This window comes from Brevibacterium pityocampae (genome assembly GCF_039541555.1).
Taxonomy (GTDB): Bacteria; Actinomycetota; Actinomycetes; order Actinomycetales; family Brevibacteriaceae; genus Brevibacterium; species Brevibacterium pityocampae.
In genome coordinates this window covers 244,849-265,706 of the sequence record NZ_BAABGL010000004.1, presented here as the reverse complement: position 1 = coordinate 265,706, position 20,858 = coordinate 244,849, and the positions used below count along the sequence as shown (strand labels likewise).

18 protein-coding genes are annotated in these 20,858 nt (G+C 71.6%); 10 read left to right on the top strand and 8 right to left on the bottom strand.

What is annotated here, in order from left to right; translation table 11 throughout:
* The first annotated feature begins 88 nt into the window (after positions 1-88).
* The 3 genes from ABD883_RS05385 (at position 89) to ABD883_RS05375 (ending at position 4,603) form a co-directional block, all read left to right on the top strand.
* On the top strand, positions 89-1,021 hold the full coding sequence (locus tag ABD883_RS05385) for a DUF4097 family beta strand repeat-containing protein (RefSeq protein WP_295690589.1): 933 nt from the start codon (positions 89-91) through the stop codon (positions 1,019-1,021).
* 400 nt (positions 1,022-1,421) lie between these two features.
* The gene (locus ABD883_RS05380) at positions 1,422-3,035 is read left to right on the top strand and encodes an amidase (RefSeq protein ID WP_295690591.1); all 1,614 of its coding nucleotides are present in this window, start codon (positions 1,422-1,424) and stop codon (positions 3,033-3,035) included.
* A gap of 80 nt (positions 3,036-3,115) precedes the next feature.
* Positions 3,116-4,603: an MFS transporter gene (locus ABD883_RS05375; protein WP_295690593.1), complete on the top strand. Its 1,488-nt coding sequence runs from the start codon at positions 3,116-3,118 to the stop codon at positions 4,601-4,603.
* 62 nt (positions 4,604-4,665) lie between these two features.
* Here ABD883_RS05375 and ABD883_RS05370 read toward each other — a convergent pair whose 3' ends face one another.
* Positions 4,666-5,595, bottom strand: a complete 930-nt coding sequence (locus ABD883_RS05370; RefSeq protein WP_345030518.1) for an SDR family NAD(P)-dependent oxidoreductase — start codon at positions 5,593-5,595, stop codon at positions 4,666-4,668.
* A 305-nt stretch (positions 5,596-5,900) separates the two neighbouring features.
* Complete coding sequence (locus tag ABD883_RS05365) at positions 5,901-6,989, bottom strand: PhzF family phenazine biosynthesis protein (RefSeq protein WP_295690225.1); 1,089 nt, start codon at positions 6,987-6,989, stop codon at positions 5,901-5,903.
* A gap of 281 nt (positions 6,990-7,270) precedes the next feature.
* On the opposite strand from ABD883_RS05365, the gene aqpZ reads away from it, so the two are divergent.
* From aqpZ to ABD883_RS05345, 4 genes are all read left to right on the top strand, one after another.
* Positions 7,271-8,053 (top strand): aquaporin Z, encoded by a 783-nt coding sequence (gene aqpZ, locus ABD883_RS05360; protein ID WP_295690228.1) that lies wholly within the window; start codon positions 7,271-7,273, stop codon positions 8,051-8,053.
* 297 nt (positions 8,054-8,350) lie between these two features.
* Positions 8,351-9,070: an endo alpha-1,4 polygalactosaminidase gene (locus ABD883_RS05355; protein WP_295690230.1), complete on the top strand. Its 720-nt coding sequence runs from the start codon at positions 8,351-8,353 to the stop codon at positions 9,068-9,070.
* A 180-nt stretch (positions 9,071-9,250) separates the two neighbouring features.
* Positions 9,251-9,775 carry an isopentenyl-diphosphate Delta-isomerase gene (gene idi, locus ABD883_RS05350; protein WP_137318273.1) on the top strand — a complete coding sequence of 175 codons (525 nt, stop codon included), beginning with the start codon at positions 9,251-9,253 and terminating at the stop codon, positions 9,773-9,775.
* A 73-nt stretch (positions 9,776-9,848) separates the two neighbouring features.
* Entirely contained in the window at positions 9,849-10,673 is an 825-nt protein-coding gene (locus ABD883_RS05345; RefSeq protein ID WP_295690232.1) for an enoyl-CoA hydratase/isomerase family protein, read from the top strand.
* A gap of 67 nt (positions 10,674-10,740) precedes the next feature.
* On the opposite strand, the gene ABD883_RS05340 is transcribed toward ABD883_RS05345, so the two are convergent.
* The gene (locus ABD883_RS05340) at positions 10,741-11,160 is read right to left on the bottom strand and encodes a cupin domain-containing protein (RefSeq protein WP_295690234.1); all 420 of its coding nucleotides are present in this window, start codon (positions 11,158-11,160) and stop codon (positions 10,741-10,743) included.
* A gap of 269 nt (positions 11,161-11,429) precedes the next feature.
* Entirely contained in the window at positions 11,430-12,338 is a 909-nt protein-coding gene (locus ABD883_RS05335) for an amidohydrolase family protein (RefSeq protein ID WP_295690235.1), read from the bottom strand.
* Positions 12,339-12,450: 112 nt separating this feature from the next.
* On the opposite strand from ABD883_RS05335, the gene ABD883_RS05330 reads away from it, so the two are divergent.
* Both ABD883_RS05330 and ABD883_RS05325 read left to right on the top strand, forming a co-directional pair.
* Entirely contained in the window at positions 12,451-13,365 is a 915-nt protein-coding gene (locus tag ABD883_RS05330) for a DUF402 domain-containing protein (RefSeq protein ID WP_345030513.1), read from the top strand.
* Between the two features lie 202 nt (positions 13,366-13,567).
* Positions 13,568-14,587 (top strand): NADP-dependent oxidoreductase, encoded by a 1,020-nt coding sequence (locus tag ABD883_RS05325; protein ID WP_295690237.1) that lies wholly within the window; start codon positions 13,568-13,570, stop codon positions 14,585-14,587.
* Between the two features lie 223 nt (positions 14,588-14,810).
* On the opposite strand, the gene ABD883_RS05320 is transcribed toward ABD883_RS05325, so the two are convergent.
* The 4 genes from ABD883_RS05320 to ABD883_RS05305 all read right to left on the bottom strand — a co-directional run bounded on the left by ABD883_RS05320 (position 14,811) and on the right by ABD883_RS05305 (position 18,345).
* Positions 14,811-14,966, bottom strand: coding sequence for a hypothetical protein (locus ABD883_RS05320; protein ID WP_295690239.1), 156 nt, complete (start codon positions 14,964-14,966; stop codon positions 14,811-14,813).
* Positions 14,967-15,204: 238 nt separating this feature from the next.
* On the bottom strand, positions 15,205-16,326 hold the full coding sequence (locus tag ABD883_RS05315; RefSeq protein WP_345030510.1) for an asparaginase domain-containing protein: 1,122 nt from the start codon (positions 16,324-16,326) through the stop codon (positions 15,205-15,207).
* A 57-nt stretch (positions 16,327-16,383) separates the two neighbouring features.
* On the bottom strand, positions 16,384-17,031 hold the full coding sequence (locus ABD883_RS05310; RefSeq protein WP_345030508.1) for a DinB family protein: 648 nt from the start codon (positions 17,029-17,031) through the stop codon (positions 16,384-16,386).
* A 171-nt stretch (positions 17,032-17,202) separates the two neighbouring features.
* Positions 17,203-18,345 carry an AAA family ATPase gene (locus tag ABD883_RS05305; RefSeq protein ID WP_345030506.1) on the bottom strand — a complete coding sequence of 381 codons (1,143 nt, stop codon included), beginning with the start codon at positions 18,343-18,345 and terminating at the stop codon, positions 17,203-17,205.
* 681 nt (positions 18,346-19,026) lie between these two features.
* On the opposite strand from ABD883_RS05305, the gene ABD883_RS05300 reads away from it, so the two are divergent.
* Positions 19,027-20,802, top strand: coding sequence for an HNH endonuclease signature motif containing protein (locus ABD883_RS05300; RefSeq protein WP_345030504.1), 1,776 nt, complete (start codon positions 19,027-19,029; stop codon positions 20,800-20,802).
* The last annotated feature ends 56 nt before the right edge of the window (positions 20,803-20,858 follow it).

The following is a 20,858-nucleotide window of genomic DNA, read 5'->3' as shown; positions in this document are numbered from 1 at the left end:
GTCCGGCCCGCACCGCGCGACCTCGCCACCGACCCGCGGCTCCGCCCCCGCATCGATCTTCTGCACCGCAGTCCCGAAAGGACACGCCATGTCATCCCCCAGCACTCCCGGACCCGCCGGCATGAACCCCGGCCTCCGCCTCGCCATCCGCCTGATCATCGCCGCCATCGCCGTCATCGCGCTCATCCTGCCGCTGACCGGCGCGATCATCGACTTCACCAAGCGCGTCAACACCTATGAGACCTCGGAGACCGTCGACCTGCCGGAGACCATGTCCGAGCTCGTCGTCGACGCGAGCAACGCCCGCGTCCGGATCGTCACCACGCCGGGGAAGACCGGCTCGGTGTCCTTCCACTACCGCGGGTCGAGCGCGGAGGACCCCGCAGTCTCCGTCGACGTCTCCGGCGGCGTCACCACCGTCGGGCTCACCGGGCTCGGAGACTCGGTGCTCGGCGGCGGCAACGACCGGGTCACCCTCACCGTCGAGGTGCCCGAGTCCCAGGCGCAGGAGCTCGACGTCACGAGCACCTCGAACTTCGCTCGGACCTCGATCGACGGGACCTACCGCGGAATCGTCGCGGAGACGAACTCCGGCTACCTCGAGGCCGATGTCGTCGCCGACTCGCTGCGCCTGCAGACCTCGACGGGCGCCGTGCGGGCATCCGGCAGCGTCGGCACCGCGGATTTCGACACCCAGTTCGGCGCCGTCGAGATCGACGACCTGTCGGTCGCGAAGAAGCTCACGGTCGACACCGACACCGGTGGGGTCGAGGCGCGGCTCGGCACGCGGACCCTCCCGACCGAGGGCATCGACATCAACGGCAAGACCGGGGCCGTCGAGCTCTTCGTCCCGGAGATCGTCGACGTCGAGGACACGGAAGCCACCGGGTACCGGCTCAGCACGCGCTCGACGAGCGGCAGGGTCGACATCGCGATCGACGAGGCGCCCGCCTCCGCCGAGGTCGTCATCCCGATCACCCTCGACGCCACCTCGGGCTCGGTGTCCATCGCGTACCGGTGAGCCCGCGCAGTCGGTGACGACCGGATCCGGGAACGATCACCGGTCCGGCAGATCGACCGGAGCGGACGGTCGTCATCGCGGCTCGCTCGCACCGAACGCCGGCGCCTCCCGTTCGAGGGGAGGCGCCGGCATCGCGTGTCAGGCCGCCGTCATGCGTCAGCTCCGTGTCGGATGTCGGGCTCGTGTCGGATGCCAGGCCCGTGTCGCCTCGGGCGCGTCTGCGCCCGGCCGGGCCGGGAGCCGGAGGAGCGCGGGTCCGCCGCAGCGGGCGGCGGCGGGTGCCCGGCCCGGGTGCGCTGGGGCTCGGTAGGTCAGGTTGCGGTCGGTGGGGCCGCGATCGGTGAGGGCGCGGTCCGATGACCCCTGTCCCCGTGCGGCGGATGGGGGGTAGAACGGAGCCATGGACCCTGCGCCTCACACGGACCCCGCATCTCACGTCGACCCCGCCTCCCGCACCGACGCTGCTTCCCACACTGCGCCTGACTCGCTCGTCGATCTCGTCGCGCTGGCTGCCGCTCTCGGAGACCGCACCGCTTCAGCCGAGCCGAGCGTGGAGGCCGCGCTGCAGGCCTGCCACACGGAGGGTCGACGCCTCAACGCCGTCGTCGCCCCACCGCACGTGCCCGCGACTCAGACGGAGCGCGTCGCCGAGCACGCGCGGACCGCCGCGCGGGAGGTCGACTCCCGGCGCGCCGGCGGGACCCCGCGCTCCCGGCTCGACGGGGTGCCGTTCGTCATCAAGGACGTCATCGACCTCGCGGGGGTCACCACGACCATGGGATCGACCGTGCGGCCCGAGGAGCCGGCGGGCGCCTCGGCCGAGGTGGTCCTCCGGTTCGAGGAGATGGGCCTGGTGCCGGTGGCGAAGACGACGTGCCACGAGCACTCCTACGGGATCCTCGGCGAGGAGAGTGCCCACGGTCGCGGCGTGAATCCGCTGCGACCGGGTTTCCTCACCGGCGGGTCGAGCTACGGCTCGGCGATCGCGGTGGCCGCCGGGATCGTGCCCGTGGCGATCGGCACCGACACCGCCGGGTCCGTGCGCGTGCCCGCGGCCTGCGCCGGGATCACGGGATTCAAGCCCTCGCTCGGCCGGGTGCCGAAGGGCGGGGTCGCCCCGCTGTCCACCACGCTCGACACCGTCGGATTCTTCACGCGGACCCCGGCGGAGATGCAGCTCCTGTGGCAGGAGTGGACCGCGCACGCGGAGACCTCGCGCACCGAGGCCCAGCAGGTCGAAGGCTCGAACACCCTGGACTCGCCCACGGTGCGCCCCCGTGCCGACGCCCCGCACGGTATCGAGCCGTACACCGAGGCCGCGCGCACCGAAGCCCCGCTCGCCCTCGGCCTGCTCACCACGGAGGCCGCCGACTGCGGGGAGGAGTGGATGTCCCGCCGGGCCGAACCTGCACTCGCGAAGCTGCCGGGGGTCGCGCTCACCCCGGTCGACCCCGCCCCGTTCGCCTTCGACCGGATGCCGGATGTCTTCGCGCACATCCGCGGCTACGAGACCTACCGGATCCACCGCGCGGCGCTCGACGCCGGCCGGCGGGACTTCCAGCCGCAGATCCTCCGCAACCTCGAGGGTGACGCGCGGATCACCGACGAGGCCCACGCGGCGGCGTTCGAGGAGCTCGACGCGCTCCGGACCGCGGCGCTCGCCCAGCTCGCCGGGCTCGACGCGCTCGTCCTCCCGACCCTCGGCACCGAACCCGTGGCGTGGGAGGACGCCGACCAGCACGTGCGCAACCAGCTGCGTCTCTACACCCAGCTCATCAACCTGCTCGGCTGGCCGGCGATCTCCGTCCCCGTCGACCTCCTCGGCGGAGGTTCGCCGCTCGTCGGCGGTGGGTCCGGTGCCAGCGGCGCCGGGATGCGCGGGGTCCCCGAGGTGCGCGGGGCTCCCGAGGCGCGAGGCGGCGAGTTCCCCGCCTCGGTGCAGCTCGTCATGGCCCCGGGCCGCGATACCGAGCTCGTCGACCTCGCGGTGCGGCTGACGTCATCGGGGGAATGACCGCCCCGGCAGCACGACCTCGTCCTGTGACCGAGCTCGCAGTGCGGGCGGCAGGGGCAGGCCACTAGACTCGGGAGGCCATGAAACCAGCCGAGGAGCCGCGCACGGACCCCGCGGTGCGCGCTCATCACGCGCGCGCCCGGCTCGGCGCCTCCCTCTTCTTCTTCCTCAACGGCTTCCTCATCTCCGGGCTCCTCACCCGCCTGCCCGAGGTCAAGGGCCTCCTCGCCCTCACGGAGGTCGAGTTCGGCTTCATCATCGCAGCGCTGCCCGTCGGTTCGATCGCCGCGGCCGCCCTGCCGGCCCCGCTCATCCGCCGGTTCGGCGCCGCGGCGGTGGCGAGTGCGGGGACCGCGGTGCTCGCCCTCGTGTTCACCGCCGCGGCTGCCGTCGCCGCCCTCGGGCCCGGGGCCGAGGCGGGAACGGGCCCCGGGTCCGGCGGTCCGGCCGCCTGGGCCCCTGCGATCCCGTGGATCGTCGCCGGACTCATCGCGCTCGCCGGGTTCCTCGACGCCGTCGTCGACGCCGCGCAGAACGTCCACGGCCTCATCGTCGAGCAGGCGCGCGGGACCTCGATCTTCAACTCCCTCCACGCGATCTGGAGCGTCGGCTCGGTGACCGGCGGCGGCCTCGGCCTCCTCGCCTCCACCCTCCGCATCCCGCTGTGGGCGCACCTGAGCGTGAGCGGCGCGATCGGCGTCGGCCTCGCGCTCTGGGCGTGGCGACTGTCCGGCCCGAACCCCTTCGCGTCCGACCGCACGGGCCCTGCACCCCGCAAGCGCACCGTCATCCCCGACGAGGACGACTCCGGCGAGACGACCGACGTCGCGGGGGCGAGTGCCGTACCGGGGGCGAGCCCGGCGGATGCGAGACCGGCAGCGGGGGCCACCGCAGCCGAGGAGACCGGCACTCCGGACGGCACCTCGGTGGGGGACACAGCCGGAGGCGAGGCGGCACGGCCGGCGTCGAGCGCCTCGGGCCCGGACCGGTCAGCCGCCCCCTCGAAGTGGGCGCTCCTCGCCGGCGTCATCGCGCTCGGCCTGCTCGGCGCCTTCGTCGAGGACCTCGGCATGAACTGGTCCTCGCTGTACTTCAGCGAGGTCGGCGGAGTGGGCGTGCAGTTCGCCGGGATCGCGTTCGTCGTCGCGCTCACCGGGCAGCTCATCGCCCGCTTCACCGCCGACCGGCTCACCGACCGGATCGGGCGCCCCGGCGTCGTGCTGTCCGGCGGCGTGTGCGTGACCATCGGCATGCTGATCGCGATGGGCGTCGCCCAACCGTGGGCCGTGGTAGTCGGGTTCTTCCTCTCCGGCTACGGATCCGCGACGTTCATCCCCACCGCCTACGCCGCGGCCGGGATGATCCCCGGGTTCGGCCACGGCATGGGCATCACGCTCGCCAGCTGGGCGCTGCGGATCGCGATGCTCAGCTCCTCGCCGCTCATCGGCCTCACCGCCGGGGCGCTCGGGCTGCGGTACGCGCTCGTCATCACGGTCGTCGCCGGCCTCGGTGCGATCGTCCTCGCCTTCACCCCGGTGCTGCGGAGCGTCGACACCGGCAGACGGTGAGGCCGCCCCGCGGTGGATCAGTCCCGCGGTGGACGGTCCCCGGCGGCTGACCGGCGGTCGGCTCAGGCCTCGTCGGCGAAGCCGGTGTCCGCGGCGATGCCCTCGATCTCGTCGAGCGCGGACAGCCGGGAGCCGAATTCGCCACGGGCGGTGGCGAACGCCTCGGGCCCGAGAGGCAGGTGGAGCGGCCTGTCGGGGCGGTGGGCGAGGTCGACGAGGATCTCCGCGGCGCGCACCGGATCGTTGGCCTGCTTACCGGAGCGGGCGCGGTACTTGGTGAACTCCTCGGCGAGGATCTCGGTGTAGGCGGGGTGCTCCTCGCCCCAGTCGTGCGAGCGGCCGGAGAAGTCCGTGCGGAACGGGCCGGGTTCGGCGAGCGTGACCGCGATCCCGTGCGGGGCGACCTCGAGCGCGAGGCCCTTCGACAGCCCTTCGAGCGCGAACTTCGACGCGGAGTACGCCGCCGCGCCCGGGCTCACCCGGAATCCCGCGACCGAGGACATCTGCACGATCCAGCCGCCGCCGGCCGCGCGCATGTGCGGGAGCACCGCACGCGTGAGCTCGACGACGCCGAACACATTCGTGTCGAACAGGCGGCGCAGCTGGTCCATGCTCCAGGACTCGACCGCGCCGCGCAGCCCGTAGCCGGCGTTGTTGACGAGTACGTCGATGCGCCCGAAGGCGCCGATCGCCGCGTCGACCGCGCCGGGGATCTGCTCGGAGCGGGTGACGTCGAGGGCGGCGGTGCGCACGGTGTCGGGGAACTCGGCGGTCAGCGGTTCGAGGGTCTCGGGGCGGCGCGCGGTGGCGAGCACGCGGTCGCCGGCGGCGGCTGCGGTGCGCGCGATCGCGAGCCCCAGGCCGGAGTTCGCACCGGTGATGAACCAGGTCAGCGGGGCGCGGTCCGCGGTGCCGGTGGGATCGGCGGCGGCAGGCGCGGCACTGGTGTCGGGGGAGTCCGTGGGGGCGGGGGTGGGATCCGGAGCAGTCATCGTGCCTCCTCGGCGTCGGGGCGGGTCTTCAGAATACGTGCGCGGGCCGGGTCGAAATGAGGTTGCGTGGTCGGTGGAACGGCCGCCCGGATGTGCGGGCGGCAGAGTGCGTGCAGCCGGTGGGGCCGGTGGGCGGCAGGGCGTGCGCGTGTGCCCGGGGCCGGTCGAGGCCGGCACGCTCCGTCGACCTGCCGTTTCTGCCCGATCCCCATCGACCTGTCACGTGTGCTCGATCCGGGGCGCGAATCTCGAGCACCAGTGACAGCTCGATGGTGCGATCACTGCGCTTCAGCCTGCGGGAATCCTCAGCCGAGGTCGGCGGTGCCGGTGAACACGGTGCGCGTGGAGCCCGACACCCAGATGTCCTCACCGACCTGCTCGATCCCGACGATGCCGGTGCGACCCACCTGCGTGCCCTGCGAGGCGGTGTACCTGCGCGGTGCGATGCCGGCGCCGATGAGCCACTGCGCGAGCCCGGCGTTGAGGCTGCCGGTCACCGGGTCCTCCGGCACGCCGACGCCGGGGACGAAGGCACGCACCTCGTAGTCGGCCGGACGCACGGGGTCGTAGGTGCTGGATGCGGGCGACGTGCCCTCAGCGTGCTCCGGGCGTGCCGCGTGCGCATCGCCGGCCTGGGTCACCTCGTGCTCGATGTGCGCCTCGGCCTCCGGGTAGGCGCCGATGACGCCGAGGCGGAGGTCGCCGACGGCGGAGAAGTCCGGAGTGAGGGAGCGGACGAGCGCGGCGTCGCGGACGAGGATCCCCATCCAGCCGGGCCCGTTGTCCACCCAGCTGCTCGCGACGACATCGTCCTCGCGCAGGCCGAGGGCGGCGACCGCTGCGGCGAGCGTCTCCGCGTCGACCGGACCCGAGCGCATGAGCGGAGGAGCGGAGAAGGCGATCGTCGCGTACGCCTCGGGTGCGGGCGATGCCCCGGTCCGGATCGATGCGTCCGTCGATGCATCTTCGGAGGTGTCCGCCTCGCGCGGGGTGCCCTTATCGCCCAGGCGGAGGGTGACGAGCCCGGCCCCGCACTCCTGGACGAGGGTGCCCGCGGTGCGCGGTGTCCCGCCGGCCTCGAGCCAGGCGTGAGCGGAGCCGAGCGTCGGGTGCCCGGCGAAAGGCAGCTCGCCGCCCGGCGTGAAGATCCGCAGCCGGTAGTCCGCTCCCGCGTCGGTGGGAGAGAGGAGGAACGTCGTCTCGGACAGGTTCGTCCAGCGCGCGAAGGCCGCCATCGTCGCCTCGTCGAGGCCGTCGGCGCCGTGGACGACGGCCACCGGGTTGCCTCCCAGGGGAGCCGAGCCGAACACGTCGACCTGCCGGAACGCGCGGGGGCCGCTGACAGACTGGTCGGCGGTCGTGTCGGAGGAGCTGCCGAGGGGTCGCGAAGTCATGGGGCCAGCGTATCCCCGTGCCGGTTCCGTCTCCCCGCTCCCTGATCCGAGCCTGCCGACCCGAGCCTGTTGAACTGCGCCTGTTGAACCGTGCTGCCCGAGAGTGCTGTGCTCATCGGCGTCTGGACGGTGCGTGCCCAGCCTCTCTGCGCCTTCCCGCCGTCTCGCGCCTCGCTGTCGTGACCGTCAGGGCCGTCGTCGACGCCCGAGCGTAGGAGTATACTGATGGCGCATCGAGCACATGGCCCTCCCGGCCGGCACTCCCACCGAAAGGCCGCACCATGACCTCCCCCTCGCTCGTCTCCAAGCTCTCCGCCGAGTTCCTCGGCACCTTCGTCCTCGTGTTCGGCGGCTGCGGATCGGCGATCTTCGCCGCCTCCGTCATGGACGCGGACAACGGCGTGAACATGGGCATCGGATTCGCCGGCGTCGCCCTGGCGTTCGGCCTCACCGTCGTCGGTATGGCCTACGCCGTGGGTCACGTGTCCGGCGGCCACTTCAACCCGGCCGTCACGCTCGGCGCCGCGCTCGCCGGCCGCCTGCCGTGGCGCGATGCCCTGCCGTACTGGATCACCCAGCTCGTCGCCGGCGTGGTCGCCGGCGGCGTCCTCCTCCTCATCGCCACCGGTCGCCCCGAGTTCTCCATCGCGGAGAACGGCTTCGCGACCAACGGCTACGGCGAGTTCTCGCCGAACGGCTACTCGCTCGCGGCGGTGATCGTCTGCGAGGTCGTGCTCACCGCGATCTTCCTCTACGTCATCCTCGGTGCCACCGACAACCGCGCTCCGGCCGGCTTCGCACCGCTCGCGATCGGCCTCACCCTCACTCTCATCCACCTCGTGTCGATCCCGGTGTCGAACACCTCGGTCAACCCGGCCCGCTCGTTCGGCGTCGCGGTGTTCGCCGGCGGCGATGCGCTCGCACAGGTATGGGTGTTCTTCCTCGCCCCGCTCGCCGGTGCCGCGCTCGCCGGCCTGACCTACGGCTTCCTGTTCCCCAACACCTCCGAGGTGCTCGAGGAGCGGCCGGAGCCGGTCGACCGGGTTCAGCGCCGGGACATCTGAGGCGGATCGGGCAGGCCTGCGGGACCAGAACCGGTGTCACGATGACCGTTCGAAGGCGCACAGGCCTCCTGCGGGGCCAGAACCGGTGTCACGATGACCGTTCGAAGGCGCACAGGCCTCCTGCGGGCTGCAGGGGCCGCCGGTGCCGTAACCGTGATTGTGCTCGCCGCGGGGTGCGCCTCGGGTGATGGTCCCGGATCCGGTGATGATTCCGGTTCCGGCGCGGGCACCTCGGTGTCCTCCGCCCCCGTCACGTCCCCCACCGGGGAGGTGACGGGGGCGTCGTCGTCCCCCGGGGTGGAGGGCGCGCCGCCCGGAGCCACGGTTCCTCCCCCGGGAGCGAGATTCCACATCCAGTACGAGGGCGCGGTCGACTTCGGGCTCCCCGTCGACGTCTACGACCTCGACGGCGACGACACCGCGGAGACGGACGTGCGCGGTCTGCGCGACCGCGGCGTCTATCCGATCTGCTACCTGAGCATCGGGACCGTCGAGGACTGGCGCGCCGATGCGCCGGACTTCCCCGCCGAGGTCATCGGGGAGCCCTATGAGGAGTGGCCCGGTGAGCGGTGGCTCGACATCCGCCGGCACGAGGTGCTGCTGCCGATCATGTCGCGGCGGATCGAGAACTGCGCGGACAAGGGATTCCTCGCGATCGACCCCGACAGCATCGACGTGTTCAGCAACGATTCCGGCTTCGGTCTCACGGAGGAGGACGCAGTCGCCTACATGCGGGCGATCGCGGACATCGCCCACGAGCACGGGCTCGCGATCGGACTCAAGAATGCCGGGGAGATCGTGCCCGAGGTCGTCGACCTCGTCGACTTCGCGGTGCTCGAGCAGTGCCTCGATCTGGGCGAATGCGACTGGTACGCCCCCGTCGCCGAGGCCGGGAAGGCGGTCTTCGACATCGAGTACGTCGGGCGGCTCGCGGACGTGTGCGCGGCCGCACCGGCCGGCTTCACCATCGTCCGCTCCGACCTCCCGCTGTCGGGTGCCATCGAACGCTGTGCGTGAAGGGCTCCGGCGCGGAGCGAGCGTGGGGACCCTCTGCGGGGGACGGCGTGCGCGGGGCCTCGCAGGCAGGATTCCGCGCAGGCCCCTCCGTTAGGGTGGGAGGACGTCCTGCGGACTCACCCTCGGCATCGCGCCGTGGGCCGAGCGCGGGAATCCGCCCCGACTCCAGGAGGTCCGACCGTGGCCGGCACTCAAGAGCTCGTCGTCCTCCTCGCCGACGACGGCACCCCGACCGGCACGGCGCCCAAGGCGACGGTCCACGACATCGACACCCCGCTCCACCTCGCGTTCTCGTGCTTCCTCCACAACGACGCCGGCGAGGTCCTCATGACGCGCCGCGCGCTGAGCAAGCGCACCTGGCCCGGAGTGTGGACGAACTCGTTCTGCGGGCACCCCGGCCCCGAGGAGCCCTTCGCCGCGGCCATCGAACGGCGGGCCCGGCAGGAGCTCGGCTGCGCGGTCACCGACATCACCGAGGTGCTGCCGGACTTCCGGTACCGGGCCGTGGACGCCTCGGGCGTGGTGGAGAACGAGATCTGCCCGGTGTTCACCGCCCGCCTCGTCGGCGAGGTGCGGCCGAGCGCCGACGAGGTCGCGGAGTTCGCATGGATCGACCCGGACGACCTCGGCCGCGCGCTCGCCGCCGCTCCCTTCGCCTTCAGTCCCTGGCTCGCCGAGGAGTGGGCCCAGCTCAGCGGCGAGTGATACGCCGGCTGCGACCCGACCGGAATCTGATCGGCACCATCTGCCCCGGCCGCAGGATCGCTACTCTGATGCCATGGATTCCGACACCGCCGCCGTGACCGCCGTCCGCCTCGACCGCCCCGAGCCCGGGATCGCCCGCCTCACCTTCTGCCGCCCCGAGCGGATGAACGCCGCCGACATCGGGTTCATCGCCGAGGCGAAGGAGGCCCTCGCGGAGGTCGACGCCGACCTCGACGTCCGCACTCTCGTCCTCACCGGGGAGGGGCGGGCTTTCTGCGCCGGTCTCGACCTCACCGGCTACGGCGATGATGGCCTCGTCGAAGCGCAGGGCACGGTGCCGCGGGCGATGGCCCGCCAGAAGGAGATCGCCGACCTCGTCGCACGGATCCGCGGGCTGCGGGTGCCCGTCATCGCCGCGGTCAACGGCGCCACCGCCGGCGTCGGCCTGTCGATGCTGTGCGCCTCGGACATCCGCTACGCGGTGCCGGGAGCGAACTTCGCCGTCGGCTACATCCGCGCCGGGTTCTCCGCCTGCGACATGGGCCTGTCCTGGCTGCTGCCCCGGATCGTCGGCGCCGGCCGCGCGCAGGAGCTCATGCTCACCGGGCGGCGCTTCACCCCGGCGGAGGCCCAGCAGTTCGGGCTGCTCGCCGATGTCGTCGAGCCCGAAGCGCTCATGGACAGGGCGCTCGAGACCGCCCGGCAGATCATGCTCAACGCCCCGATCTCGGTCGAGTTCACCAAGGAAGGACTGTGGAAGAGCCTCGAGATCCCGTCCTTCGAGGCCGCCGTCGAGTTCGAGAACCGCCAGCAGATCTACACCGCGATGACGGAGGACCGCGCCGAGGCCACCGAGTCGTTCCTCGCCAAGCGCGCACCCCAATACCGCCGCCGCTGAACCTGCGAGCGCCGGGCGACGGCCCGGCAGATCTGCGCGGCGGGCTCCGGATCAGTGCTCGTCCGGATCAGTGCTCGTTCGGATCGTTCTCCTGGTCCTGCTTGGTCGCGTGCACGGTTCCGCGCACGTGGTCGGCCGGGCCGTAGATCGCGTAGACCTTCATGGGCTCTGCGCCGATGTTGACGACGTTGTGCCAGGTCCCTGCGGGGACGAAGATCGCCCAGTCGTCGGCGACCTCCTCCTCGAAGGTGACCTCGGTCTCGGACGGGCCCATGGTCACCCGACCGCGGCCCTGCTCGAGGCGCAGGAACTGGTCGTTGTCCGGATGGACCTCGAGTCCGATGTCGTCACCGACGTCGATCGACATGACGGTCAGCTGCAGGTGCTCTCCGGTCCACAGCGTGGATCGGAAATTGTCATTGGCCCGCGTGGCCTCCTCGATGTCGAGGGTGTAGGGGCGGGGGCCGTGATCGGTGAGGTCGGTCATGATCGTTCCTTTCCGGGGACGGGACATCTGCCCGGTCGACCCTGCTCCTCCCCGCGCGGTCCGAAACCTGCGCAGTGGGGGAGGAATGACTCGATTCTAGGCCGCCTCCAGTCCCCTCACCAGTAAGAATAGGCTCATCTCAGTAAGGTGAGCCTGACCTGAGCGCACAGGTCCGACCGCGTCGTCACCCGCTGCTCCGGGGGCGGGGCAGTGCGGTTCTCCGCGTCGGATCGCACTGGACCGACCCCGGTGACGAGCGGCTCGAACTCTCAGGTCCCGTCGATCCCCATGAGCCGGGCGCCGTTGTCCCACAGCACCGCGCGCAGCCAGTCGTCGCCGAACCCCTCGTCCGAGCCTCCCAGCCGGCACAGCGCCTGGAGCTGGTGCGCATACGGGTAGGGGATGTTGGGGAAGTCCGAGCCGAGCACGATCCGCTCCCGCAGCCCGGGCAGCCGCGCCCGGTAGGCGGCGTCGAACGGCGTCCCGTCGTTCGTGAAGTCCGTGTTGAACATCGTCGTGTCGAGGTGGACCCCTGCGTACGCCTCGGCGAGGTCGGCGAAAGCGTGGTACTCCGGCATCCCCATGTGCGCGATGACGAGGCGCAGCTCCGGATGGGCGGCGAGCACCCGGGCGACCGCCTCGGGACCGGTGTGCTTCCCCGGCCGAGGTGCGGATCCGGCATGGATGACCACCGGCACCCGGGCGGCGGCGAGCGCCTCCCATGCGGGGTCGAGGAGCGGGTCGGCCGGTGAGAAGGCCCCGACCTGGACGTGGACCTTGAACAGCCGGGCGCCGCTCGCGAGCGCCTCGGCGACGTACTCGCCGACCCCGGGTTCCGGGTAGAGGGTGGCGCAGTGGAGGATGTCCGGTGCGGAGTCGGCGAACTCCGCGTTCCACGCATTGAGCCAGCGTGCCATGCCCGGCTTGTGCGGGTAGGTCAGGGCGGGGATCCGCGCGAGACCGAGCTCGCGGACGATCCGCAGGCGGGTGGGGGTGTCGTACCGGTAGGTGATCGGCCAGGCCCGGCCGTATCCGTCCGCGGCCTGGTCGAAGTAGTCCCACACCTTCGTGAGCATCCTCTCGGGGAGGAAGTGGACGTGGATGTCGGCGAGCCCGGGGACCCCGAGCTCGGCGAGGAACCGGGGGACGTCCGCGTCGTCGCGGGGTTCGGTGGTCATGGGCACCACTGTAGGGGTGCCGGGACGCCGAAGCGCGGTGTCAGTGCCGGGACGCCGAGGCGCCGGCGCGGTGCCGGTGCCGGTGCCGGTGTCGGTGCGCGACAATGGCCGCATGCCCGACGCCGCTCCCGCTTCTCCCGTCTCGCCCGCCGCAACCCGTCCACCCGCAACCCGTTCACCCGCAACCCGCCCACCGGCGGCCCGTCCACCGGCGGCCGCGCGCGACCCGTTCCCCATCACTCTGCCCGCCGGCACGCGGCCGGTGGGCGAGGGGCCGTTCGCCGCACCGGGCGACCTCGTCCGCTGGCGCTTCCGCCGCCTCGACTACGACCGGGTGGGCGGGGAGGTCGTGCAGCCGATGCGCGTCGTCCGCGACGACCCGCGCGGCATGGTGCTGTGGCTCGCCGGCGGCACCCCGACGGCCGACCTGCGGGTGCGCGGATTCGAAGAGCTCAACCCGCACGAGGTCGACCACGCGGTGCGCTTCGTGCCCGTCGACCGCGCGCCGGGCCGCGTGCCGATCCTCCGGCACTGGCACGGACGCGGAGTGCTGCGGATCGTGCCGGCCGGGATGCCGTTCTCCGTCTGGGTGTTCCGCACCGCCGACGGCGGCTTCCGCGGCTGGTACGTCAATCTCGAGCACCGCCACCGGCGCCTCGGCGCCGCGGACCTGTTCACGAGCGACCACATCCTCGACCTCCTCATCGGCCCGGACGGTGCGGTCCGCCGCAAGGACGACGATGAGCTCGCCGGCGCCGTCCGCTACGGCATGTGGACGCCGGAGACCGCGCAGGTCATCGAGGACCACGCGCAGCTCGCGCTCGCGGAGTTCGCCGCCGGGCACTGGGCCTTCGCCGAGGAGTGGACCCGCTGGGATCCGGACCCCGCGTGGCCCGTCCCCGGGCCCGAGGCGGTCGCGGCCTGGGTGCCGGCGGGCGCCTCGGCGGCGGGGAACGACGCCTCGGGGAATGAAGCGTCGGTGCGGGATGCCGTGGGGAGCGGTGCCGGTGAGCACGGATCCATGTGACCACGGATCCATGTGCGCGTGGACCCGTGTGGGCGCGGACCCGTGGCCGACGTGGAACCGGTCAGCATAGACTGGTGCGGAGACCTCGCCCGCGGGCTCCCCAGCCGCGGGCACCGTGCTGATCGGCACCACCGCTGATCCGCACCCGCACTGATCGGCAGACCTGCCGATCCGCAGTCGAACAGCAGCCGAAGGAGTTTGCATGTCCGAGACGAACCGCCGAATCCGCCTCGCCTCCCGCCCCGTGGGCGTCCCGCAGCCGGAGGATTTCATCCACGACGACGCCCCGATCGGATCCCCGGGCGAGGGTGAGGTGCTGCTCCGCACCCGCTACCTGTCGCTCGATCCCTACATGCGCGGGCGCCTGTCCGATGCGAAGTCCTATGCGAAGCCGGTCGAGGTCGGCGACGTCATCGTCGGTGCGACGGTGTCCGAGGTCGTCGAGTCGAACTCCGCGGAGTTCTCCGCCGGTCAGACCGTGCTGTCCTACGGCGGCTGGCAGTCGTACTCGGTCGAGCCGGCTGCTCACCTGCGCCTCCTCGACCCCGAGGCCGCCCCGGTCACCACCGCGCTCGGCGTGCTCGGCATGCCGGGCTTCACCGCGTATTCCGGCCTCCTCGAGATCGGCCGTCCGCAGGCCGGCGAGACCGTCGCGGTCGCGGCCGCCACCGGTCCGGTGGGCTCCGCCGTGGGCCAGATCGCGAAGGTCAAGGGCTGCACCACCGTGGGCATCGCGGGTGGGCCGGAGAAGGTCGCCTACCTCGAGGAGCTCGGCTTCGACGTCGCGCTCGACCACCGGGGCGACGACCTGCGCGGGGCGCTCAAGCAGGCGGTGCCGCAGGGCATCGACGTTTACTTCGAGAACGTCAGCGGACCGGTGTGGGACGCGGTGCTGCCGCGGCTCAACACTTTCGCCCGCGTGCCGGTGTGCGGGCTCGCCGCCGGCTACAACGCGACCGAGGCGCCCGCCGGGCCGGACCGGTCCGCCGGCCTCATGCGCAACATCCTCACCAAGAGCCTGCTGCTGCGGGGCTTCATCCAGACCGAGTTCGTCGAGTCGATGTTCTCCGACTTCCTGCGCGACATGGGCCAGTGGGTGCGCGAGGGCAAGGTCAAGTACCGCGAGGACATCACCGAGGGCATTGACAACGCGCCGCAGACCTTCGTCGGCATGCTCGAAGGGAAGAACTTCGGCAAGACGATCATCCAGGTCGGGGAGTGAGCATCCGGCCCGCGTGCTGAGCCGAGCCCGGGCGCCGGGCCGGGCACTTGCCCGGGCGCCAGGCTAGGCGCCTGTCCGGGCCTGCGCCTGACGAGCGCGCAGCGCGTCCTCGGTGGTCGAGCCGCACACACGACGGCGGCCCCACGGATATCCGTGGGGCCGTCCTCGTGGGGCTGTCGTGGTGGTGTCGGGCACGTGGTGCCGGGCTCGGGAGTGCTGCGCGTCAGTTCTCGTCGTCGGCGTCGATGTGCGAGGTGCCCTTGTCGCGGCGGCCCTTGACGACGAGTGCGGTCACCGCCGCACCCACGAGCGTGCTCGCCAACGCGATGAGGAGGCCTGCTCCCTCGTAGGGCGAGCGGTTCGGATTGTCCTTGGTCATGACGGATCCCTTCTGGCGCGCGGCGGTGGATGGTCGCTCCGCGGAGACCGCGGAGCGCGCACTGCGATGTGCAGAGCGCGCACTGCGACGGGCGCAGTTCGTACTACGACAACAGTACGGCCTACCGATCTGTTTCCTCCGGGAATCGGATGGTTCCATGGGGCGCGGCTGGTCGGTGTGGAGACGTGCCGCACTCCTGAGCGGCCTGCCTGGGACGACCGCCCGCAGGACTGATGTCTCAGCGGAAGGCGGCGAGCACTTCGGCGGGGTCGACCCCGCAGGCGAGCGCGAGGGTGAGTGCGATCCTCGCCTTCCGCGCATCGAGCAGGCCGGCCGGCAGCAGACCGCGGCTCAGCAGGTCGATCTCCGCACCCGGGTAGCCGTAGGTGTCCTCGAGCGTCGCCCCAGCCCCGGTGCGTGAGGCGAGGACCACCGGCATCCGCACAGCCAGCGCCTCGACGGCCTCCACCGCGCGGGCGGCCACGTGACCGCCGCCCACTCCGGCGAGGACTGCGCCCCAGTACCCGGCCTCGGGAAGCGTCGCGAGGAACTCGAGCCCGTCGTCGAAACCGACGTCGATGTGCGCCACGCGAGGGAAGTCGAGGTTCGGGGCGTGCGCGGTATCTGGGGCGGCGTCGGCCCCGGAACCGCGGGGCACCGCGAGTCCGACCGGCAGGGTGCGCGGGGCAGGGAGGTGCGGCAGCCGGACGCGGTCCTCGGCGACCCAGCCGAGCGCTCCCACGACCGGGCCCGAGGTGAACGGCGAGACATGGCTCGTATGCGCCTTGCGGACGAACAGCGGGTCGTGCACCTCGTCGGCGAATACGAGCGCGGCGCGCAGCCCGGCGGCCTCCGGGACGAGCGCGGTGAGCGCGGCCGCGCGGACATTGGCCGGGCCGTCCGCCCCGGGGAGCGTGGGATTGCGCATGGCGCCGGTGAGGACGATCGGGATGCCGGAGTCGTTGAGGAGCGAGAGCGCGAACGCGGAGTCCTCGAGCGTATCCGTGCCCTGCGTGAGCACGATGCCGTCGACGCCGCGCGCGGCCGCACGTCGCGCGGCGAGCACAGTGCTGAACAGGATGCCGAAGTCGATGCTCCCCGACCCCACCTGCGCGAGCTGCTCCGCGCTGACCTGCGGGGCGCCGCCGGGCAAGGTGTCGAGGCGGGCGGCGGCCGTGATCTCCTCGGCCGTCACCGTCGGTGCGACCCCGCGGGCCGGCGCAGTGGGTCCGGTGCTGTCGGTGCGATCGGTGCTGCTGGTAGGGCCGGTACGGCCCGTGCTGTCGGCGCTGTCGGTCGGAGCCGGTGATGTGCTCGAGGCGATGGTGCCGCCCAGGGCGATGACGTGGAGAGTGCGCATGGGAGTCCTCGCGGGAGTCGGGTCGGGGTGGAGGAAGCGGGCGGGGGCGCCGAGCATTCAGGCGGGGTCGTTCCCTGCCCGGAGGTCGCCTGCCCGGTGATCGGGGGCCCGGTGGTCGGGGGCGCAGTGGTCGTCCGCCCGGAGCTCGGCTGCCCGGAGGAGGTCGAGGGTGATCTCGAGGTGCCCGAGGTGCTGGCACAGTTCCTCGAACACATGGAGCAGGACTCCGAACGTCGACTGCGACCACGGTCCGTACCCGGTCGCCGGGGCGACCGGTGGGCTGTTCCAGTCGGTGGCGGTGAGGTCGGCGAGGAAGGCGGCCCGCACCTCGGCGGCGGATACGAGGAGATCGGCGACCCGGCCGATGGCGCTGAACTCCGCCTCCCGGTCGCGGGGGACCCGGATGCCGAGGTTGACCGTCGACGACCAGCGCCGCATCATCCCCAGGCAGTGGGTGAGCAGGACGAAGGGGGAGTTCGCGCCGGGCGCGGGCGGAACAGCGTTGGCGGTGGCGTCGTCGAGGGCACCTACCGCATCGATGATCTCGTCGAGCTTGACCAGGGTGAAGCCGACGAGCGTCCGCACGTGCGGCGGCAGATCGCCACGGGTGTGCTGCGGGGCGACAGGGGCGTGCGGGGGTTCGGGGGTCTGCGGGGAATCCGGGGTCTGCAGAGGATCCGGGGTCTGCGGTGTGGGGTCGGCCACGGCGGGTCCTTCCTGCGCGGGGCCGGTCCGGCCCGATGACGCCTCGCCGGCCCGATTGCCGACGAATCCTGCTGCGGCCGACGATACCTGTTGAGGAATCGAGGGCTGCTGCAGGACCGGCGGACATCTCGGTTCGGCAGCCGATCGCGATCGACGATTCCGTGTACCCGGTCAGCGGGTGAGCAGGTATTCGCGGGTGTAGGGCATGGTGAAGCGGACCCATCCGCGGCCGGCGGGCTCGATGACGCCGCGGGTGATGAGGCGGGCCCGGTAGACGCTGCCGTACTTCGCCGTCACGCCCATCCGGCGGGCGACCTCGGCGGTCCGGGAGCGGTCGTCGTCGGCGGCCATCGCGAGGACGTAGCTGCGCTCCTGGTCGGTGAGTCCTTCGACGGTCGGCTCGTGGATCTGCCGGTGCATGGCCGTGCGCGCCCGGGCCACCGACTCCTCGACGTGCTCGACGGTGATGACGTCCTCGTCGCCGGTGGCTCTCCACGCGTGGTCGCCGATGAGCTGGATGAGGAACGGATAGTGCCCGCTCGCCCCGATCGCCAGCTCGAGGGCTTCGCGCGTGATCGTCTTGCCGGCCTGCGTGATCGGCGCCTCGAGCGCGATCCGGGTGTTCTCCGGGCTGAGGTTGCCGAGCGTCACCCGCTCGGCCCGCCGGAGGTAGGTGGAGACCTCGTCGTCGACGAGGCTCGTGATCGTCTGCGGCAGGCCGGCGGCGACGAACGCCACCGGCGCCTCCTGACTGAAGGCGTAGGCGATCGCATCGGTGACGCGGCGGAGCTCGTCGAGCTGCGAGCGGTGCACCTCGTCGAGGGTGAGGACGAGGCCGGTGCCGTGGGCAGCGAGGATCTCGAGCGCTCGCATGAGGTGGTGGCGGAAGTCAGGGGTCAGGGGGTTGGTGGACTCCGTGCGGGTGGTGAGCCCGCCGGCACCGAACGGCAGGGTGAACCCGACGACGGAGGATTCGACGGTGTCCGCGGCATCGAGGCGGGCGAGGAGCTCGGGCAGCCGCGCCTCGGTCAGGCTCGTGGAGAACCCGGGCGAGGCCTGCGCATGGACGGTCATCCATTGGCGGCTCGCCGCGACCTCGTGGAAGACGTGGAGGAGGACGCTCTTGCCGACGCCGCGCTGGCCGGTGATGAGCGTGGCCCGGCCGGTGGCGCCGGGGCCGCTGTCGAGCGCGTAGGCGAAGTCGTTGACCTCGCCCTGCCGGCCCACGAGGGCCGGTGGGATGACGCCGAAGGTCGGGGTGAAGGGCGAGGGGGAGGCACCGGGTACGGGCGGCGGGGGGATGGTGACGCTCATCGTCCGTGGTCCTCCGATCGCAGTCCGGTCGCGGTGGTTTGGATTTGTTTAGATTCTTGAGAATACCGTGGCCAGGCGTCGAGCGGTAGGTGGAAGGGGTGGTTGCCGGCAGGGTGGTTTCTCTCCGGGCGGGGGCCGGGGCCGCCCGGGGTGGGTTTGGAGGTGTTTAGTCGGTTTGGATTTGACTTGCTGAGCTCGGAATCGAACGGCCGACGAGCGGAGTGTGAGTGAGTGAAAAAGTATTCGAACATTCTCAGCGCAAGCTGTTCCAATCGTTGCTTCGATCGATTAGTATTAGAACACGGCGAGAGGAACCGAGCAATGTCGGCCAAGCGAGCACCCACGGTGGACGAGCAGATCTTCGCTGCCTGTGCGGCGGCAGGCGCAGGTGGAGGTGCAGGTCCAGCGGACCCCGAATACACCGTCTCCACGGACCCAGCGCGCTTCTCAGCGCCCTCGACTCTCCTCGGCGTCTACAACATGCTCTCGGCAGAGGATGCAGAACGCGGTGTCGGTGCGTCCCCCTCTGACCTGAGTCTCCCTGTCGCCGGGAGTACCCGTGCTTCCGGACGTCCCCGGGGCGAACCGGTCGATCGCGGCACTGCGATGCTCGCGGAGGAGGAGATCCGGTTCGAGCGGCTCCATGAGCGGGTGCGAGCCGCTGCGCGTCAGCGGGATGTCGTGGCGCTCGAAGAACTCGTCGCACTCGCCCAGGCCGCTACCGGTTATCTGGCCACGATGCACAGCGCGGACGAGATCCGTGCCCTGTTCGAGCTCGAGGACGATCTCGCTGCGGAGCGAGTGCCACCGGCCGTCCCGTTCAGATATGCGGCGCGGGAGTCGCTGAGGGCGGGATTCGACATCACTCTGGCGCACCGGCTGTCGATGACGACGGCGCGTGCGACGAGTGCGGCCGCCGACAGTCTGCTCGCGTACTACGGGCTGCCACGTCTGAGGCACGCAGTGCTCACCGGGGAGGCGTCATGGACGAAGCTGCGGACCGTGATGAAGAAGACCCGCGACCTGTCGCTCACGGATGTCAGGAGGATCGACGAGTTCGCGTGTGCCCAACCGCACGATCTGACCCCGCACCGACTGGGAGTGCTCGTCGATCGGCAGGCGGCGCTCATCGCCGGCCGCGAGAACCTGGAGCACGCCCGCAATCGGCATCGAACGGTGCAGATCGAGCGCTGGCGGGACGGCACCGCGCGCCTGACGCTGACCGGTCCGACGACCGCGCTCGACGCGCTCCATCAGCGCACTCGTGCGATGGCACGGGCGATCACCCTGAATCACGCCGATGCGTTCGGCCTCGATCGCTCCCGCCAGGCAATCGTCGATCCGCGCAAGGTCAACGAGCTCATGTTCGACATCATCACCCGCGCCACCGGCCGGATCGACGTCACCGTCGCCGAGGTCGACGGCCCCGCGACCCCGAACAGCAGCTTCCAGCCCGGTCCCGAGCGCCCTGCGGGCACCGGCGCAGGAGCCGTGGTCCGGCAGAGTCCGGATCCAGGCGGTGAAGACACCACGGCCGCACCGGCAGGGTCCGACACCCGCACCGGCAGCGCACACGATCCACCACCCGATACGCCTCCACCGACTCACCGACACACCGGGTCGAGAACGCGGAGAATGCGGAAGCTCAGCGGCCTCAGCGAGGTCCCCGACCTGGGGGAGTCGGAGACTGCATACATCCACACCGTCACGCTCACTTGCCCCACCCACGACGATTGGCTGCGCCGCCAGGCCGCGGTCACCGTCACCGTACCCGCGATGTCGCTGCTCGATGTAAGATCCGGCGGTGCGGACATGCCCGGCGAGCTCCACGGCACGAGCCCCGTTCCCGCGGAGATCGCCCGCAGCATCGTGGCACTCGCACCGCACCTCGAACGGGTTCTCACCGATCCGGTCGACGGCACCGTCCTGCCGATCGCGGCGCAGAAGTACCCGATCCCGGACGCTCTGCGGCGAACAGCCGAATCGCAATGGCACACGTGTGCGGCACCGGGCTGCGACGTGCCTGCTCAGTACTGCGAGATCGACCATCTGATCCCCTTCGACCACGCCGACCCTCAGGCCGGTGGCCGGACGGAGCCGCGGAATCTCCACCCGCTGTGCAAACATCACCACGACTGCAAGACGCGCGGCATCATCAGTGTCGAATCCCAGGAGGAGACGGAGGGCTTCGTCGGCGGTGAGCCTTGTGCAGGCGGCGCGTGCCATGCTGGCGGCGATCCCCGTATCGCCGGTGACTCAGATCAATCGACCGGTTACCACGCAGACTGCGGAACCCATGTGACCGGCACAGTATGGCGAGCCAGTTGCGCCGACGCGATCACCACCCGTCCGATGCGCAACCCGATCCACACCGAGCACGCCGCCCGGCTCGCAGCGCATCAGCCGCGCGATCGGACCGATCGGTCGACGGGCGGTGACGAGGCCGGCACTACGTGAAACGTCGACTCCGAGATCAGCTGGTCAACTTTCCAACACCCCGGGATCGTCACCGG

Excerpts from the sequence above, each read along its gene's own strand:
- ABD883_RS05385 (WP_295690589.1), top strand. The coding sequence starts at position 89 with ATGTCATCCCCCAGCACTCCCGGACCCGCCGGCATGAACCCCGGCCTC.
- ABD883_RS05380 (WP_295690591.1), top strand. The coding sequence starts at position 1,422 with ATGGACCCTGCGCCTCACACGGACCCCGCATCTCACGTCGACCCCGCC.
- ABD883_RS05375 (WP_295690593.1), top strand. The coding sequence starts at position 3,116 with ATGAAACCAGCCGAGGAGCCGCGCACGGACCCCGCGGTGCGCGCTCAT.
- ABD883_RS05370 (WP_345030518.1), bottom strand. The coding sequence starts at position 5,595 with ATGACTGCTCCGGATCCCACCCCCGCCCCCACGGACTCCCCCGACACC.
- ABD883_RS05365 (WP_295690225.1), bottom strand. The coding sequence starts at position 6,989 with ATGACTTCGCGACCCCTCGGCAGCTCCTCCGACACGACCGCCGACCAG.
- aqpZ (WP_295690228.1), top strand. The coding sequence starts at position 7,271 with ATGACCTCCCCCTCGCTCGTCTCCAAGCTCTCCGCCGAGTTCCTCGGC.
- ABD883_RS05345 (WP_295690232.1), top strand. The coding sequence starts at position 9,849 with ATGGATTCCGACACCGCCGCCGTGACCGCCGTCCGCCTCGACCGCCCC.
- ABD883_RS05340 (WP_295690234.1), bottom strand. The coding sequence starts at position 11,160 with ATGACCGACCTCACCGATCACGGCCCCCGCCCCTACACCCTCGACATC.
- ABD883_RS05335 (WP_295690235.1), bottom strand. The coding sequence starts at position 12,338 with ATGACCACCGAACCCCGCGACGACGCGGACGTCCCCCGGTTCCTCGCC.
- ABD883_RS05330 (WP_345030513.1), top strand. The coding sequence starts at position 12,451 with ATGCCCGACGCCGCTCCCGCTTCTCCCGTCTCGCCCGCCGCAACCCGT.
- ABD883_RS05325 (WP_295690237.1), top strand. The coding sequence starts at position 13,568 with ATGTCCGAGACGAACCGCCGAATCCGCCTCGCCTCCCGCCCCGTGGGC.
- ABD883_RS05320 (WP_295690239.1), bottom strand. The coding sequence starts at position 14,966 with ATGACCAAGGACAATCCGAACCGCTCGCCCTACGAGGGAGCAGGCCTC.
- ABD883_RS05315 (WP_345030510.1), bottom strand. The coding sequence starts at position 16,326 with ATGCGCACTCTCCACGTCATCGCCCTGGGCGGCACCATCGCCTCGAGC.
- ABD883_RS05305 (WP_345030506.1), bottom strand. The coding sequence starts at position 18,345 with ATGAGCGTCACCATCCCCCCGCCGCCCGTACCCGGTGCCTCCCCCTCG.